Origin of the sequence: Blautia sp. AF34-10, assembly GCF_003477865.1 — a bacterium.
In the GTDB taxonomy this organism is placed as follows: domain Bacteria; phylum Bacillota; class Clostridia; order Lachnospirales; family Lachnospiraceae; genus Fusicatenibacter; species Fusicatenibacter saccharivorans.
Window position 1 is genome coordinate 66,892 of record NZ_QUED01000010.1, and the last position, 15,711, is coordinate 82,602.

Genomic DNA, 15,711 nt, shown 5'->3' on the forward strand with positions numbered 1-15,711 from the left:
CAACAGTTTTCTTCAGACGTATCCTGTAACACCCGTTTCGTCTTTCGTTCTCCAACCAAACAGATTTCCACCCCTGGACCTTTTGTCACGGTTCCAACTGCAGTACAATAAAAAGAGCAGCGGTCTTCACCACTGCTCCATTAAATCTACGTTCATGAAGCAATAGCTCCTCCACCAGTACGGTGAGAGTGCACAGCCTGTTCGACTGTACCCCAACGCAGACAGTTTTTCGGGAACTGCCCCGTTTCGGCGAATGCTCCTTTCCCTGCCCGTCCCAGACCCCGTTGTCTCAGGACAGCTACTCTTAGCCTTCGCGCCTCTATTGCCGAATATGTATATTGACAGGTATTATCATATGTTTCTTTTCGCTACTTGTCAATCGTTTTTTCGACATTATTTTACAAAAATTTTATATTTTCGAAATTTGTCCTGATTTATTTGACTTTCTTGTCTCCCTCTGACGGCTTCAGCTGGTTGAACTTCCACAGACGCTCCATATAGCCGGACTGCTCTTTGGCCAGCTCTTCCACATTCGGGTTGTAAATGATTCCTTTTACCATTCATTCTCTGTCTGTCATACTGTCCTCCTGTCTGCTGTAGGATCTAAATAAGTATCCCTTCCAGATGATCCATCTCATGCTGGCAGATCTGGGCTGGCCAGCCGGTGAATTTCTGGCGTTGTTTTTTCCAGTTCCAGTCGTAGTATTCGATTTCGATGTTCTGGTACCGCTTTGTTTTCCGCACGCCTGGCAGGGAAAGGCAGCCTTCTTCTGTTTCGTAGGGGCCGCTTTTGCGGACGATCACCGGGTTGAACATGATGATGTCGCGGAATCCGGCGTTTACGATGATGATGCGTTTTTTCACGCCGATCATATTTGCCGCCATGCCGACGCATGCCTCGCGGTTTGCTGCCAGTGTGTCCTGCAGATCTCTTCCCACCTGCAGATCTTCCTCTGTCGCCGGGACGGATTTCTGTCCGAGGAAGAGAACGTCTCTCATAATTGGTTTTACCATTTGTGTTTCCTTTCTCTTTCGGCCTTAAAGGCCGAAATCGTTTAATTTTCTATTTGAATCCGCATATCGCACGATGTGCATCCGATCACGGTTTTTCCGCCTTCCTGCTCCAGTCGTTCTACTGTTCCGCCGCAGAACGGGCAGATCCAGTCGATCTGTTTTCCGGCTTTGACAACCTGCATCATGTTGACGAATTTTGTCGTATCTACATTTTTCGAATCACAGTTCTGCGTCCAATCACCGGAGAGTGCTTTTCGCAATTCGCCGTTTTCATTCAGAATGACGGTGTCGCCCTCCTCGATGTTCCGGTCATACAGCATCTGATCCTCCTGGCGGATGCGCGATTCTGTTCCGTTTTCATCTTTCAAAACAACAACTGCCATGACAGGCTCGTCGGCACCGCGCTCCTCACAGCCGAAATCAAGGTCTTCCTCAATTCGCATTACCTGATATTTCATAAAAACACCCTTTCTTCAAATATAATTCATGCTTTTTTGTATTCCACACGGTTTTTTCTGTTACAAAACTTTTTATTCCTGAATCGTAAAAATCACAACCCGCTCCCGGCTGTCCCCGCCCGGAAACAGATCCATACAGTCGATCTCATCGAGAAATTCCAGTTCCGGCACCGTCATCAGATACGAGATATAAGCATCCGACGGGTAATAGAAAAACAGCTGGATCTCCCGCGGATTTTCGTAGTACGATTCCAGCAGTCTTGCCATCGCTTTTCTTAAGATTTCAAGCGAAAACGGGTTAAAAAAATACACCCGGTCCACTTCCACAGGAACGGGAAAATTTTCGGCGCTCTCCAGCACAAACTCCGTCCGCGCACCAGAGGCCGCCGCCTTTTTGTTTTCCATTGCCTTCGCATAAATCCGGTCATCATACTCCACACCGATGGACTGGCACCGGGTCTGCGCCGATAAGAAGAAATCTACGCGGCCCTTTCCGCATCCGTAATCGAGCAGCGTATTTCCCTTTCGGATCATCCCCGTGTTTGCCATCCGCTCCAGCACGCAGTACGGGGTCGGCTCATACGGATACCGGTACAGATCCGACCGGCTGTCATCCCGCCCCATTGTGTGGATCTGAAGCAGCTTGTCCCAGCGGTTTTCGTTTTTATCCTCTCTCATCGCCCGTCTCCCGATACTGTTCGAATAATTCCAGATACTCCTGTTCCACCGCAGCAAACGGCCGCACCGTGTAGTCCAGCGTGATGTGAAGTTTCGGCGCATCCCCCGCCTGCGGTTCCTCCAGCAGATTTGTCAGATCGTACCACAGCAGATCATTGTCGATCTGTTTCATCATCCGCTGCTCCTCCGCCGTCAGATCACTGCCAAGATATTTCTCATAAATCACCGAAAGCAGATGGTCCTCGATCTCGCGGTACCGCGGCATTTCCTGTTTTAATGGCCGCGGCACGTCCGACATGTAACACTCGCTCGCGTCATGCAGAAGGCACGCCAGCACCAGCCGCCGGGAATAGCCGCGCGCGGCCGCCTCTTTCGCACAGCAGATGCAGTGCTCTCCCACTGACCAGAACGTCGTCACATGGCCGTTTCCGCGGCAGATCATCGGCAGCGCATGCGCAAAATCCTCCACACAGAGCAGTTCCGGGGCGGGATGCACAGGGTCAAAATGTTTTCTTGTATACGTTGTTATTGTGCTCATTCTTTTATCTCACTATATGATTTTACTGCCGGCTGTCCCGCGTGCGGCTCGCCGATGATTTTTTCCATCCAGACCATATCATACCAGCGGTCGAATTTGTAGCCGCAGTTGTGGAAGGTTCCCACGAGTTCGAATCCGAGATGCGCATGGAACTCGGCGCTGTTTTTCGTCAGATATTCATCCTCGACCTGCGGATAGCCGATGCAGGCGTAGAGGTTCAGAATGCCCATTTTTTCAGGCGGTCCGCCAGCTCTTCATACAGTCTCCGGCCAAGGCCTCCTTTTCTTGCATTGTGATCGAGATAAATGGTCAGCTCGCTCGACCAGTCGTATGCGGCGCGGCCGACAAAGGCATGTGCGTATGCATAACCTTCGATTTTTCCATCCTGCTCGATGACGAGGTATGGATATTTTTTCATGATATCACGCATGCGGTTCTCAAATTCTTCCAGAGACGGCACGTCCCACTCGAAAGAAATAACGGTGTATTCTACATAGTAAGCATAAATCTCCAGAATGCGTGCGGCATCCTCTATTTTTGCATCTCTGACAGTAATTGTACTCATAATAAACTCCTCCTCTGACCGTACTGCTTGCGTTTTCTGAACTTTATCTTATCACTCCGCTGAAAAATGGACAACATGATTTCCAGATTTCCTTTTTTTCTAAATTTTTCTGTGCTCTTTGCTTTCTTTCCTGTATAATAAAAGAAACAAGACGGATCACTATTTTTCTTCTTAATGAAAGAAAGGAACGTGCCTATGAAAATTTTAAATCTCGAAAACGAAAACCGGAAATTCACCAAATCCATCGAAAATTTCCACGTCATGGAATATCTCCAGGATTCCAGCGTCTCGCCGATGACTGCCATGGAGGAGTATTACATGAGCAAAATGAATGTGCGCCGCCGCCAGGTTGTCATTGAACTGGACAAGGAGCACTCCGCGATTATCCAGTCCGGTGCGATGCAGTGGATGGGCGGCCATGTACAGGCGACCGCCGGAATCAAAGGGATCGGCGACCTGTTCGGAAAGGCCATCAAAGGCGCCATGACAAAGGAATCTGCCGTAAAACCGGAGTACGTCGGCGACGGATATCTCGTGCTGGAACCGACCTACAAATACATCATTCTTGTGGATGTCGAGAAATGGGGCTCCTCCGGAATGACGATTGAGGACGGCATGTTCCTCGCCTGCGACGGCAGAGTCAAAACCAAACTGACCGCCCGCAAGAGCATTTCCTCCGCTGTCCTCGGCGGCGAAGGCTTCTTCAATCTGAGCCTCGTCGGCAGAGGCGCCGTTGCCCTCGAAAGCAACGTACCTGAGGACGAACTGATCGAAGTCGAACTCGAAAACGACGAACTGAAAATCGATGGAAACCTCGCCGTCTGCTGGTCCTCCAACCTTGATTTCACCGTAGAGCGCTCCACCAAAACCCTCGTCGGCTCCGCCGTCAGCGGTGAAGGCCTCGTCAACGTCTACCGCGGAACCGGCCGCGTCCTCATGAGCCCGGTCGCCCCGACAGATTCCCTGCTGACTGCAACCAACACGACCCAGGCGAACCCCGCTGTGAAGAACAACCTTCCGCCGGAAAATTAAATTCGAATCCTCTCCGCCCCTATGCCTAATACGCATAGAAAAAAGTCAAATTAAACCTCGTTTTTGATTGACACTTTCTTCAAAGCATGTTAGCGTAAAATACGCACTTATCTTTACATTCTTAAGAAAAACCATACGATAAAATACATGTTCTGGAGAAAATGATGAATAGAATAAACTGGACTGAACTGAAACCGCAGATTCAGCAGGTCGGGCGATTAAGTCTGCCTGCGATTCTTACACAGATTACTACGATTGCGATGCAATACATTGATTCCGCGATGGTCGGCGCGCTTGGGGCGAATGCTTCGGCGGCGATCGGGCTGGTTTCGTCGACGACGTGGCTCCTCAGCGGTGCGATTTATGCGGTTTCAGCCGGTTTTTCTGTTCAGGTAGCGCATCAGATCGGGGGAAATCATGACAAGAAGGCAAGGGATGTTGTGCGGCATGGCATCGCGTCCGCGCTTGTTGTGTCGGCTGTTTTGTGCCTGATCGGGCTTCTGATCAGTCATCCGCTGCCGGGGTGGCTCGGCGGTGCGCAGGAGATCCGGCGGAATGCCACGCTCTATTTTATGATGTTTGCCATCATGCTTCCGTTTTCCCAGCTCAACTCGCTGATGTCGTCCTTCCTGCAGTGCAGCGGTGATATGGTGACGCCCAGTATTTTAAATGCCGTCATGTGCGTGCTCGATATCATTTTCAATGCTCTTTTGATTCCGGTTTTCGGTGTCATGGGTGCCGGTATGGGAACGATGCTGGCCTGCGCCGTCATCAGCCTCACGGGTGCCTGGTTCTGTTGTGTCCGCAATCCGCGGCTGCGTCTCCGCCGGAAGGAAAAAACGGTTTTTGATACGAAAATTCTGAAAACTGCATTCAAAATCGGTGTGCCGGTTGCCGTACAGGAAATCGCGATGAACAGCGCCATGGTTGCTGCCACCATGCTGATTGCCCCGCTCGGCTCCATTGCGATTGCGGCCAATTCGTTCGCCGTCACCGCCGAAGGTCTCTGCTACATGCCAGGCTACGGCATCGGTTCCGCCGCGACAACGCTCGTCGGCAGAAGCTACGGCGCCGGAAATTACAAGCTGGCGAAACGCTACGGAAATATCTGCATTGCCATGGGCGCAGTCCTGATGGCCATCACTGGAGGTCTGATGATGATCTTCTGTCCGTTCGTCTTTAGCATTCTGACTCCTGACCCGCAGGTTCGCTCGTTTGCCGCCGAGGTACTCCGCATCGAACTGCTCGCCGAGCCGTTTTTCGGCGCTTCCATCGTTGCCGCCGGAGCCCTCCGCGGAACAGGCGATACGTTTGTGCCAAGCCTTCTGAACCTTGGCAGCATCTGGGTCATCCGCCTCGGTCTCGCGGTGCTTCTCATCACCCCGCTCGGCCTGCGCGGCATGTGGATCGCCATGGCTATCGAGCTCTGCATCCGCGGATTGCTGCTGCTCTACCGCCAGCATACATCGAAATATTATAAACTGCCCGCAGCCTGACTTGGCGGCAGCGTATAGAAAAAGCGCTTATTTGAGATTTCATTCCCGCCTCAAATAAGCGCTTTCTATTTTACCTTATCCCTTGTTTCAATTCACAGTCGGTATTTTCACGGAGTCTGACATGTCGAAAATAGTTCGACTGTGACTTGCCTCATGTCTGTGGAGGATACCGATTTCTCTCCGCCCGCCACTGCCGTTATGTTTCTTTTAACAATTCATCCCACCACTTTAGAAGCGGGGGACTTCTTGTCTACTGGTATTAAAACTGAATCACTTCCGGCTCATCCGTAAAGGAGCTGATCATTGCCGTTGCGTTCTGGAAATTTTAAACGTCTCAACCTCCACAACCCGCTCTTTCCCTCTCGTTCCCCAGATCATCAGATGGACCTTATATTCCACCGAATCCCGTGCATAAAAGAATGGCTCCTCGCGCAGCAATGATGCGCGTTTTCCTTCGGCTTCCAGTATCTTTTTCCGTTTCATTGCCTGCTCCTGGATTTTTCGGATCTGGGTTCCTTCTTCGCCGGTGAAGCGTCGTTTCGGATAATTCTGTGCTTCGCGGGCCAGTTTTTTTTCCAGTAAATCCACGACTTTCGCGTGGCGGCTCGTATGCAGCAGTTTTGCGATCTGTTTTGCGAGGAGTTTTCCCTGCCATTTTTCATAAAGTGCAAGATACCACAGCAGCACTTTATCGCCTGCCTCCGATGCCAGTTTTTTCATCTCCGTAATTGCCTCTTCCGTCGCTTCCCACCACGGGCATGACGGTACGAGATACTGATCCGGCACGGCCGGGTAGCAGCAGAAATTGAGCGGCGGGAAATTGGCCAGCGATGCCAGACGCATTTCTTCCTCGGTGCAGAACGCCTCGCCGAGGTATTCCAGCTTGTCCCGCAGGATCGCAATACGGAACTCAATCTGCCGCAGATACTCGTATCCGTCCACCCAGAAATGACCCGTTTTTCCGTAATCAAACAGATGCACTTCCAGTGAAAGGCGGCTGAAAAACAGCGTGCACACCGTCTCTTTCTGCCGCACGATCAGAACGTACTGCTCCCCGTCTTTTTCCAGTGCGGCATCTATTTCTCCCTCGTATTCCTTCTGATACGTTCCCGTCAGCTCCGCGTCATGAAAAACGAGAAAGCTCTCTGCCGCATCGTTCATCAGATAGACAAGCCAGATCTCCTTTTCTCCTCCCCCGTACCGCTCACCCGGAAGCAGCAGCTCGAACTGCCCCTGCGAAAGAAGCACATCCAGCCTTTCCAGTTCCTCGGTCCATGTGATATTTTCTGCAATTTCCATTCCGTGATTCTCCCCTGTTTTCTTTTACTTCCTATGATACACCATAAAAAGGCTCCACTGCAATCCAAAGCAGTAGAGCCCCTTCTCCAAATTTTTCTGTTATTAATCCGTCCCGTTATCCGGCGCATGCCGTCCGCACTTTCTCGTCCAGCGTCGTCTGAATCTCTTTTAAATTCACCGGTTTCGAAATATGCCCGCGTCCGCGCACCGCTTGCGGTCCGTTGCAAAGGTATTTGCTGTCATCGCAAAAATCGGAACATCATTGTCCTCACGCACACTGTTTCGAATTTTTTTCGTCGCCTCGATGCCATCCATCACCGGCATCTGCATATCCATGAAGATCGCAAAATAGCTTCCCGGATCCGACGCTTCAAACTGATCCACGGCCTTGGAACCATTCTCCGCCCAGTCCACGACAAGGCTGAGGCTTCCGAGCAGCTCCGTCGCAACCTCTGCATTCAGTGCATTATCCTCCGCAAGCAGAACAGCAGCACACCTGCAATCAGTGCCACCAGATACAGCGGGTGGTCAAACAGATACGCCACGATGGTCGGTGTCTCCACGTTCATGCTCGTAAATGCGGTGATCGCCGGATGGCGGGAAAATGCAAACTCCTCCTCTCGTATTTTCTTTTCGCAGGCAATAAAAAAGCACCCTAGATTCTCCTACTGTGCATTTCAGTCATTTCTCCCTATTTATTTTATAAGAAATGTTCCATATTTACGCAGCTGGCTGCCATTTTACAGGCCTTGTAGCTTTGCGTCACAGCCTTTCGACTGCTTTGCCGAGATTCTTTTTTTATTTTAATTCATTGCTGTAAGACTCTCTTCTCCTTTCCCATCGGAATATGATATAATGACCTCTGGATTTTGGCAGATTACTGTTTTTAACATTGGAGGTGTACGATGAAATACAAACTCATGACAGAAAACGATTTAGAATATGTTGTCGAAAAAATAATGAATACTACAACAATGTCGAAGGCTGCTGCTGGACCTATGAAAAAGCCTATAAGAGAATTTATCAGGTACTCACAATGGAAAATTCCTGACGTAAACTGCGGAATCGCAAGTATGTGTTTCGTCTTGAAAAAGCAGCAAAAATATAGTATAATATTTTTGTTGCTGACCCGGCTGAAACATTTATAATTCTTGTTTCTGTAGCTCAGTAGGATAGAGCGTCCGCCTCCTAAGAGAAAGCCGAGGCATTCCCCAAAGGGAAAAAATGAAAAACAACTTTCAGTTCGAATCTATTCTGAAAAATGCCAAAGGTGACAACAAAGCATTCCCCAAATTGGGGAGCATTCTAATGTTACCAAATCGAAAAAATCTGTAGATTGACAACTCGAAATAGAGTTGATAATCTTATATATGGCCGAAGGGAAAAATCCCAGAAACCCAGTAAAATCAAGGGTTTGCGGCATGTGTCGTCATAGCTCAGCTGGATAGAGCACTCGCCTCCTAAGCGGCAGATTGTTCGATTCCTTCGAGCCTTGAAAATTGCATAAAACTTATAAATGTCTCAGTAGCTCAGCTGGATAGAGCTCAGTAGCTCAGCTGGATAGAGCACACGCCTCCTAAGCGTGGGGTCGGAGGTTCAAATCCTCTCTGGGACGCCAGAAAGCACCGCTGCAAGCCTTTTTTCGGGGTTTGCAGCGTTTTTTTGTTCCTCCTTCTCCCGGTAATTTCACTTCCGTTACCGGGAGATTTTTATACGCCGCATGATGTATATTTGCTAATTGGACTCGAACGCTTTTCAGAAATTTGCTAAGGAAATTCTGCGTTTTGCTAATTCGATTTTTCGGATCACTTTGCCGGGGCTTGCACCGCTATCAGGGCTGCGAGCGCACTTGCCAGCTCCGGCGACTTCTGAAGCTGCTCCACAAGGCTTTCAAGGTCCAGGGTCGCAGGCTCCGATTTTACCGGTTCTTCCGGTGGACGGACATTGCGAAGATCAGGCTTGGCATAGAAGGCTGTCTCGAATTTCTGAGCATTGACCTTTCTATCCTCGTCCAGAATGTGAGCATAGATACTGGTTATCATGTCGATCTCGGCATGGCCCGTATCGCCCTGGGTGGCTTTCAGATCGCCGTGGTTGAGTTTCAGTTTGTAGGTGGTACTGGAATGACGGAGAGAATGAAAGACCACCTTCGGCAGCCCTGCGTCCTCACGGAGCTTTGCAAATTCTTTGAGGATGATACGATCCTCGCAGGGCCGTCCATTGGGAAGTGCGACAACCAGATCGAAGTCCTGATACTCGTCGCCCAGGAAGCCTTTCAACTCGTCTTGGGACTTTTTCCATTCCCGCAGAATGTAGGCCAGTGTTTTCGGCAGCCACACCTTACGGATGCTGGAATCGGTTTTCGGCTTTTTCAGAATAATTCTTGTGCTGGTGTTCGGCATAAGCGGAGTGAAGATGTAATAGATATCCTTCTCACCCAGCGTTTCAATCGCCCGTTTGGAAGCCCTCGTCAGCTCCTTGTCGATGTAGACATAGGCATTATCCGCCGCAATATCTTCATCGGAAATATGGACGTTCTCCCAGGTCAGTCCCAGGATTTCACCCATACGCAGAGAGCAGGCAAAGGAAAGGTTCATTGCCACATAGAGTTTGCTGTCCGTGCATTTGTCCAGAGCAAGACGGATCATATCCGCCGTCCAGATATCCCGTTTCGCATACTCCGTTTTCGGGAGGATCACATTGTCAAAGGGATTTCTTGCAATGATTTCCCATCGTACCGCCTGCTTAAACGCACACCGCAGGAGCTTGATGATCTTTTCAATGGTCTTGTCGCTGACATAAGTGGTAACGGCCTTTCGGGTTTTGGTAGACACTGACTTGGTTTTCTGCAAGGTCTGGATATAACCATCAACCGCACGGGGCGTAACCGCCTGTACCTCCATATCACCGATGATCGGATTGATATAGTTCGCAATCAGCGCCGTTTGGCTGTCATACATAGACACGCCCCATTTCTTTTCTCCGTAAAGTGATACGAAGTCATAAAGGAACTCGGTGATCGTCTGATTGCTTGGCGGGAGAAAAGTTCCCGTGTGCTGCTGATTTTCGATTTCTGCCTTGCGCTTCAAGGCCTCTTTGTGGGTATGCCAGGTCTCCCACTTCTGTTTGGTTTCTCCGTTTTCGTCCACATAGTTGTAAACAACGGAATAGTTTTTCTTTCGCTTGATAATAGATGCCATATCGTTCTTCCTTTCTTGGATCACAGGTCGAGGGAGTCAAGCCACTCGTCAAATGACCGCTTGGAAATGCGTATGGCGTTACCAATTCGCACGATTTTGAAGTGCCCTTCTTTTACAAGGATATATGCGGAAGTTCTTCCGATGCCTAGGATTTGAGCAATATCGTCAACCGTATACGTCCTTCTTTCAGGGGTTTCTTTCTTCGTGCCGTTCCATGTTTGAGACATGAGAACCCCCTTTCAGTTATGAAAAGGAACAGCACGAATATGTGTGGGTAATATAACTTCCACTATTATTTTACCGTGCTGCTCCGTGTTTGTCTGCTGCTAATTGAAAAGTTTACGATCTATCCATAAACTTTCAAAAAAGAAAAGTAGGCTTACGGACGGCTGCTGGCACAGCTCCACGGGAGTCTAACCCCGGCCCATGCTGATGGGTGCGGCGCACAATGCTTTGTGGGCGTTCAATGCGCGAGTATCTTTGACCCTGCCCGTGTGTCATCGCCCGCAAGCTGCCACGCTTGCTTTGCGGCTTGGTGCTGTTCGCTCGCCCGTTACAGTGGTCCCGTCCTGCGGACTTGAAACGAGGTCATGGCGCACCGACCGTATGGCTCGGCACAAACAGGAATGTATCCGTTTGCCTTATACTGCGGCGCTGGCCTCCCAACGGGCTTTCTTTGTCAAGGTGCTGCCTCCGGTCACGAAAGAGAGAAACAGGGAAAGGGTAAGCTGTTTCCGCTTTCAGACCGGGCTTGTCAGCTCATGCTGACAATGGAATGAATGAGCTTGATCTCCAATCGGCACTTCATGTACTCGTCCACCCGAACATGGGGCTGGCCGTCAGGATCGTAAAGCGTCCGGGTGCAGAGCTTATTGATATAGCCCTCATAATACCGGAGTACCTGATCCACAGCCTGAGAGTCCCCGTCACGGGCGGCGTCAATCACCGAAAGAGGAAGAAGCTCCTTGCCCTTGTAAGTGGGGTTCTTCATACCTTCAACCTCCCTTCGGCATGAGTGCGGCTAACTTGATCCGCAGCTCGGTCAATGATTTTGCCCTTCGCCGCTGAACGGCGCTGCGAGACATTCCAACAAGGCGGCCAACTTCCTGATCCGGCAGGTCCAGAACAAAATGCAGAATCAAAATACTCTGCTCCTGAACAGACAAACCGGCGAAGGCGTCAGCTACAAGCTCGTTTTCGATATGCAGATCATACCCGTGGGACGAGAATGTAAATCTGTCACTGGGGTAATGATCTACAACGCAGAGCTTGTCCATCTCCATTTGCGGAATGTCGCTGAATGACAGTTCCCTGTCACGGCGCCTCTGCATTTCCCGAAGGTAGTCGATTGCCTCATGGTACAGTACCAGCTTGCAGTAAGCATCGAACTGGCACCGCTCGCCATAGTCATTGCGGGGGATCATATCCATCTTTTCACCCCCTTTCCTGGGGGAATGAGGTGGGTTTCTCCCTTTCCGCTAACAAGGCGAACGCAAAGCCGCTCGCTACCCGCTAAAAGCCTCCTTTTTGAAAATTTCTCAAAAATTTTTTTCGAGGCGGGCTTGTCCTCGGAAAACAGCAAAAAGCGCCCAGCAAGTCGCAACGGACCTGCAGGGCGCGGAAGTGTTTTATAAGGATGATTGCTTACATGGTATAGTTCACATTCAAAGCCGGATGGCTCCGATGGAGGGACTACGCTTTTTTTAGCTGGTGCAAATCATGGATACTACGAAAAAGAGAAAAGGACACGGTAAAATAACCTCCCATCGACTACCGTGTCCCTGCAAGTCGTCATTGGTTTGTGTAAACGCAAAGAAACGGCGGCTCTGATTTCTCAAAACCACCGTTAGGGTAATAACTTAAAATGAGCGCGCAAAATCACCTGCCCCAGCCAGCGGTTTTTTTCTTTCCCCGTAGTCGGGGCAGGTTCATGCGCTATGCAATTATTCTTCTTTAGCTTCTATCAAGCTGATATTTTTTGCTCTGCGTTCCACATAGCAGCATATTTTCCGCCTTTCGCAAGCAATTCTTCATGGGTTCCCGATTCAGCAATCCCACCATCACCCATTACAAGGATTTGGTCTGCATTTTTGACAATGGAAAGGGTATGAGCAATCATTATCACTGTCTTTTTCTCTTTTAGCAGATTGGCGATGGCCTGCTTTACGGCAAGCTCATTTTCAATGTCAAGAGATGCGGTTGCTTCATCCAAAAGCAGGATGGGGCTATTTTTCAGGATGGCGCGGGCTATTGAAATTCGCTGACGCTCACCGCCAGAGAGAAGATTTCCATTCTCGCCAGTCGGCGTATCGTATCCCTTTTCCATCTTACGGATGAAGCTGTCACAGTTAGCCTCCCGGCAGGCAGCCTCGATTTCCGTGTCCGTAGCATTAGGGCGAGCGTGGCGGATATTATCCCGGATGGTATCATCAAAAAGAAATACGTCCTGGTCTACCATAGAAACTTGTTCCAGTACACGCTCTGCGGCAATATGGTTAATGGGTTTACCGCCAATCGAAATCGTCCCGCTCGTTGCTTCATAATATTTTGCAATCAGGTTCAAAATAGTAGATTTGCCGGAGCCAGAGTCCCCGACAATGGCTGTGAGCTTTTGATCCGGCACCGTAAAAGTAGCGTGTTTCAGTACCGGCTCACCGGGCACATACGAAAAATCTACATTGTCAAAGGTGATTTCATGGGTAGCTGTGTGAAGCGGCTCCATGCTGCCAGTTTCCTCCGGCTCATTCATTACACCCCCAATTTTGTTTTTTGAGATCATCAGGTTCTTATAACTGGTGAGATCTACAAAAATCGAGTTAGCCAGCTTTGCACAGAACAGGGGCAGCATACAAATCAAAAGGTAGTCCACCGCGTTCAGTGTCCCTGCGACCCAGGGTGCATAGGCCAGCAAGATAACCAGCGGGCAGGACAGCCAACTCAAAATACCAAAGACCGCACCAATAGGAAGCACTTTTGATTCGTACACAAAGCTGATCCGGGAAAACTCCCGCATGGCGTTGATAACAGTTTTGTTCTTCATACCGCCTACACCATAAGCTCGGAAAGTCTGAATACCAGAAACATACTCAACAATGCTGCTGACGTTCTCCGCACAAATATCGTTCTTTTCTTTTCCATATTTCCGTACCATGCGGAAAGAAAGCCATAGGCCGGGGATTAAAAGAAGATCGGCTATCAGCAGGATAATTCCTGCCGGAACATAGAGCGTCATAACAAAGACAATCAACATCAATGACAGGGCAAAATTCTTTGCGAAATCTCCGACTTTATGGGTCAGGATTTTTTCGTAGTTGTTTACGTCGCTTGTAATGGTGTTGATATAATCGCCGGTCTGCCCCTGCGTAAAGCGGGACAGTGGGATGCGCTTCAAATGGTCACCCATAAAAAGCCGAATATTCTTACTGACCTCCGCACCGCCAATCTGCGCTTTGGTATAACCGTAGCTGTAAATCAGGATACGGAGAAGAAAAACCACTGCAATAATACCGGTCAGAGCCAGAACGCGGTTCATGTCAAATTGACCCGACCACAAAAACTGCATAACAGAGTAAAGCAGCATAAACAGGCTGCCGGAGAGAAGTCCTTCCAGAACGGTTCCGCCGACACCAATATAGAAATTGCGGTTTTTTTTCAATACATCGTGCTCATTCATACTGCTCGCCTCCCTCCAACTGATAAGTGATATTCCGGGCTGTTTCGTAGTCATCCCACGCTTTTCGATAGTAGGCGTTGTTCTTCCGAACTTCCTCATGGGTGCCAACGTTGGTAATTGTATGGTTTTCCACCACAGCCACCCGGTTACACATTTTCAAAGCACTCAAACGGTGTGCTACTACAATGACTGTTTTGCCTTTGCATAGATTTTGAATAGCTTTATCAATCTCCATCTGATTTTCCGGGTCAGAGGCGCTTGTGGCTTCGTCTAAAATCAAAATGGGGGCGTTCTTCAGGATAGCGCGGGCAATGGCAATCCGCTGTTTTTCACCGCCGGAGAAGCGAGAGCCAAAGCTGCCCACTTTCGTGTCATATCCATCTGGCAAGGACATGATAAAATCGTCAATCTGCGCCTCTTTTGCAGCAGCCCGCACTTCTTCCAGAGTGGCGTTGCTGCCCATTCGGATATTTTCTAAAACGCTGTCACGGGTCAGGAATGTCTTTTGAAATACGATGGCTACATTTTTCAGAATGGTATCGTAGTCAAGCTCCTTGACATTTTTTCCACCAATCAGCACTTCGCCCTCCTGCACATCATAGAAGCGGGAGATCAGTTCAATCACAGTGCTTTTGCCGGCACCAGACTGTCCCACAAGAGCCACGCGTTCCCCGTCATTGATTTTGAGGTTGACGCCTTGCAGTACATCGGTCTTGCCGTCATAGGAAAATCGGACATTACGAAGTTCAATATCGTGATTTTGGGGAAAGTCCGTTCCACCCTCATAAATCGGAATATCCAGGATTTCTTTGGTCTTGGTAACAGCGTTCAGTACATTAGCAAAATTAGTCCCCAGTTCTTGCAGGGGGCGGATTTCCGTCAGATACATGGAACCTACATAGACGAACAGCAAAAATGCGCTGGCCGCCAGTGAACCTTTGAGGAAAAACATTCCGCCGATTGGAACCATCAGCAACATCCCACATTCGATGATAACAACAAAGGCCGCATAAGGTGGCCCCATGCGCCGGGAAGTTTCATTCCACATGGCGTTTTCTTCCTGGATAGCGTCTGAAAACTTTTGAAACGATTTGCTCCCCATGTTATAGGCTTTAATCAATTTCATACCGCTGATGTACTCAATCATAACCGAGTTCAGTGTGGTAATGGAGCGATTGGCCCGTTCCATCAGGTCATCCGTGTTGCGGAACATCATCCCCATTACAACAACAGCAAGGATCAGCGGAACCAGGGAAATCAATGCCAGAGGAATATTGACGGTCATCAGGTAAATAAAGATGACTACCGGCCCAACCAGATAGCACACAAGGTCAGGAAGGTTATGGGCTAGGAACAACTCCAGCTTTTCAATATCTTCATTCAGAACCGTTTTTATATCCCCGGTGCGCCGTTCATTCAAGGCCCCCAAAGGCGCTCTGGCCATGTGTTCCGCAACCATGCAGCGCACTTTGAACAGTGCGCCGTATGCGCCTTTATGGGCTGCCACGCCGGAACAGCCGAATAATGCAAAACGCAGGGTGACAGCGGCGGCAATCATTGCCACAGTCTGTACCACAAGTTCTTTTGTGCAGGCATTGTTAAATGTAGCATCCATCAACCTGTAAATCCCAATGTATGGGACAATAATACACAGCCCGCTGCACATGGACAGCAGGATTGCCAGAAACAACCAAAATTTCTGTTCTCCGGCCCAATGGAGCAGCAATGCCATACTGTTTTCTTTTTTCTGCTTCATAG

General features: G+C 49.4%; 18 protein-coding genes and 2 riboswitches. Of the genes, 3 read left to right on the plus strand and 15 right to left on the minus strand.

Annotated elements, in window-relative coordinates; all coding sequences use genetic code 11:
- Window positions 1-155 precede the first annotated feature (155 nt).
- A riboswitch (Lysine riboswitch) is annotated at window positions 156-330 on the minus strand.
- Between the two features lie 104 nt (window positions 331-434).
- The 7 genes from DWZ60_RS08010 to DWZ60_RS19630 all read right to left on the minus strand — a co-directional run bounded on the left by DWZ60_RS08010 (window position 435) and on the right by DWZ60_RS19630 (window position 3,253).
- Window positions 435-560 (minus strand): maltose acetyltransferase domain-containing protein, encoded by a 126-nt coding sequence (locus tag DWZ60_RS08010; RefSeq protein WP_117510523.1) that lies wholly within the window; start codon window positions 558-560, stop codon window positions 435-437.
- 43 nt (window positions 561-603) lie between these two features.
- A complete protein-coding gene (locus DWZ60_RS08015) occupies window positions 604-1,014 on the minus strand; it encodes a peptide deformylase (protein ID WP_117805125.1) in 411 nt (136 codons plus the stop codon).
- 41 nt (window positions 1,015-1,055) lie between these two features.
- Complete coding sequence (locus tag DWZ60_RS17495; RefSeq protein WP_199669407.1) at window positions 1,056-1,472, minus strand: hypothetical protein; 417 nt, start codon at window positions 1,470-1,472, stop codon at window positions 1,056-1,058.
- Between the two features lie 72 nt (window positions 1,473-1,544).
- Window positions 1,545-2,150 (minus strand): class I SAM-dependent methyltransferase, encoded by a 606-nt coding sequence (locus DWZ60_RS08025; protein WP_022461823.1) that lies wholly within the window; start codon window positions 2,148-2,150, stop codon window positions 1,545-1,547.
- Window positions 2,137-2,688, minus strand: a complete 552-nt coding sequence (locus tag DWZ60_RS08030; RefSeq protein WP_119221483.1) for a hypothetical protein — start codon at window positions 2,686-2,688, stop codon at window positions 2,137-2,139. Before DWZ60_RS08030 ends, DWZ60_RS08025 begins: the two co-directional genes overlap by 14 nt.
- On the minus strand, window positions 2,685-2,918 hold the full coding sequence (locus DWZ60_RS19625) for a GNAT family N-acetyltransferase (protein ID WP_330421088.1): 234 nt from the start codon (window positions 2,916-2,918) through the stop codon (window positions 2,685-2,687). Before DWZ60_RS19625 ends, DWZ60_RS08030 begins: the two co-directional genes overlap by 4 nt.
- Window positions 2,906-3,253, minus strand: a complete 348-nt coding sequence (locus tag DWZ60_RS19630; RefSeq protein ID WP_330421089.1) for a GNAT family N-acetyltransferase — start codon at window positions 3,251-3,253, stop codon at window positions 2,906-2,908. Before DWZ60_RS19630 ends, DWZ60_RS19625 begins: the two co-directional genes overlap by 13 nt.
- A gap of 195 nt (window positions 3,254-3,448) precedes the next feature.
- Between DWZ60_RS19630 and DWZ60_RS08040 the strand changes: the two genes are divergently transcribed.
- Window positions 3,449-4,285, plus strand: a complete 837-nt coding sequence (locus tag DWZ60_RS08040) for an AIM24 family protein (protein ID WP_118659926.1) — start codon at window positions 3,449-3,451, stop codon at window positions 4,283-4,285.
- A gap of 161 nt (window positions 4,286-4,446) precedes the next feature.
- Window positions 4,447-5,781: an MATE family efflux transporter gene (locus DWZ60_RS08045; protein WP_118659928.1), complete on the plus strand. Its 1,335-nt coding sequence runs from the start codon at window positions 4,447-4,449 to the stop codon at window positions 5,779-5,781.
- 300 nt (window positions 5,782-6,081) lie between these two features.
- On the opposite strand, the gene DWZ60_RS08050 is transcribed toward DWZ60_RS08045, so the two are convergent.
- Window positions 6,082-7,080, minus strand: a complete 999-nt coding sequence (locus tag DWZ60_RS08050) for a DUF3878 family protein (RefSeq protein ID WP_117510510.1) — start codon at window positions 7,078-7,080, stop codon at window positions 6,082-6,084.
- A 174-nt stretch (window positions 7,081-7,254) separates the two neighbouring features.
- The gene (locus DWZ60_RS08055) at window positions 7,255-7,563 is read right to left on the minus strand and encodes a response regulator (RefSeq protein ID WP_118700224.1); all 309 of its coding nucleotides are present in this window, start codon (window positions 7,561-7,563) and stop codon (window positions 7,255-7,257) included.
- Window positions 7,564-7,800: 237 nt separating this feature from the next.
- A riboswitch (cyclic di-GMP riboswitch) is annotated at window positions 7,801-7,876 on the minus strand.
- Window positions 7,877-7,985: 109 nt separating this feature from the next.
- Between DWZ60_RS08055 and DWZ60_RS08060 the strand changes: the two genes are divergently transcribed.
- Window positions 7,986-8,228 carry a hypothetical protein gene (locus DWZ60_RS08060; protein WP_118700225.1) on the plus strand — a complete coding sequence of 81 codons (243 nt, stop codon included), beginning with the start codon at window positions 7,986-7,988 and terminating at the stop codon, window positions 8,226-8,228.
- A gap of 657 nt (window positions 8,229-8,885) precedes the next feature.
- Here DWZ60_RS08060 and DWZ60_RS08070 read toward each other — a convergent pair.
- The 6 genes from DWZ60_RS08070 to DWZ60_RS08100 form a co-directional block, all read right to left on the minus strand.
- A complete protein-coding gene (locus tag DWZ60_RS08070; protein ID WP_199669408.1) occupies window positions 8,886-10,280 on the minus strand; it encodes a site-specific integrase in 1,395 nt (464 codons plus the stop codon).
- A 20-nt stretch (window positions 10,281-10,300) separates the two neighbouring features.
- Window positions 10,301-10,507 carry a helix-turn-helix domain-containing protein gene (locus DWZ60_RS08075; RefSeq protein WP_005541444.1) on the minus strand — a complete coding sequence of 69 codons (207 nt, stop codon included), beginning with the start codon at window positions 10,505-10,507 and terminating at the stop codon, window positions 10,301-10,303.
- A gap of 527 nt (window positions 10,508-11,034) precedes the next feature.
- Entirely contained in the window at window positions 11,035-11,271 is a 237-nt protein-coding gene (locus tag DWZ60_RS08080; protein ID WP_119221484.1) for a helix-turn-helix domain-containing protein, read from the minus strand.
- Window positions 11,272-11,275: 4 nt separating this feature from the next.
- Window positions 11,276-11,710, minus strand: a complete 435-nt coding sequence (locus DWZ60_RS08085; RefSeq protein WP_117579796.1) for a sigma-70 family RNA polymerase sigma factor — start codon at window positions 11,708-11,710, stop codon at window positions 11,276-11,278.
- Between the two features lie 533 nt (window positions 11,711-12,243).
- Window positions 12,244-13,953: an ABC transporter ATP-binding protein gene (locus DWZ60_RS08095; protein ID WP_119221485.1), complete on the minus strand. Its 1,710-nt coding sequence runs from the start codon at window positions 13,951-13,953 to the stop codon at window positions 12,244-12,246.
- Window positions 13,946-15,709 (minus strand): ABC transporter ATP-binding protein, encoded by a 1,764-nt coding sequence (locus tag DWZ60_RS08100; protein ID WP_117579793.1) that lies wholly within the window; start codon window positions 15,707-15,709, stop codon window positions 13,946-13,948. The genes DWZ60_RS08095 and DWZ60_RS08100 overlap by 8 nt, the downstream gene beginning before the upstream one ends.
- Window positions 15,710-15,711: the final 2 nt, after the last annotated feature.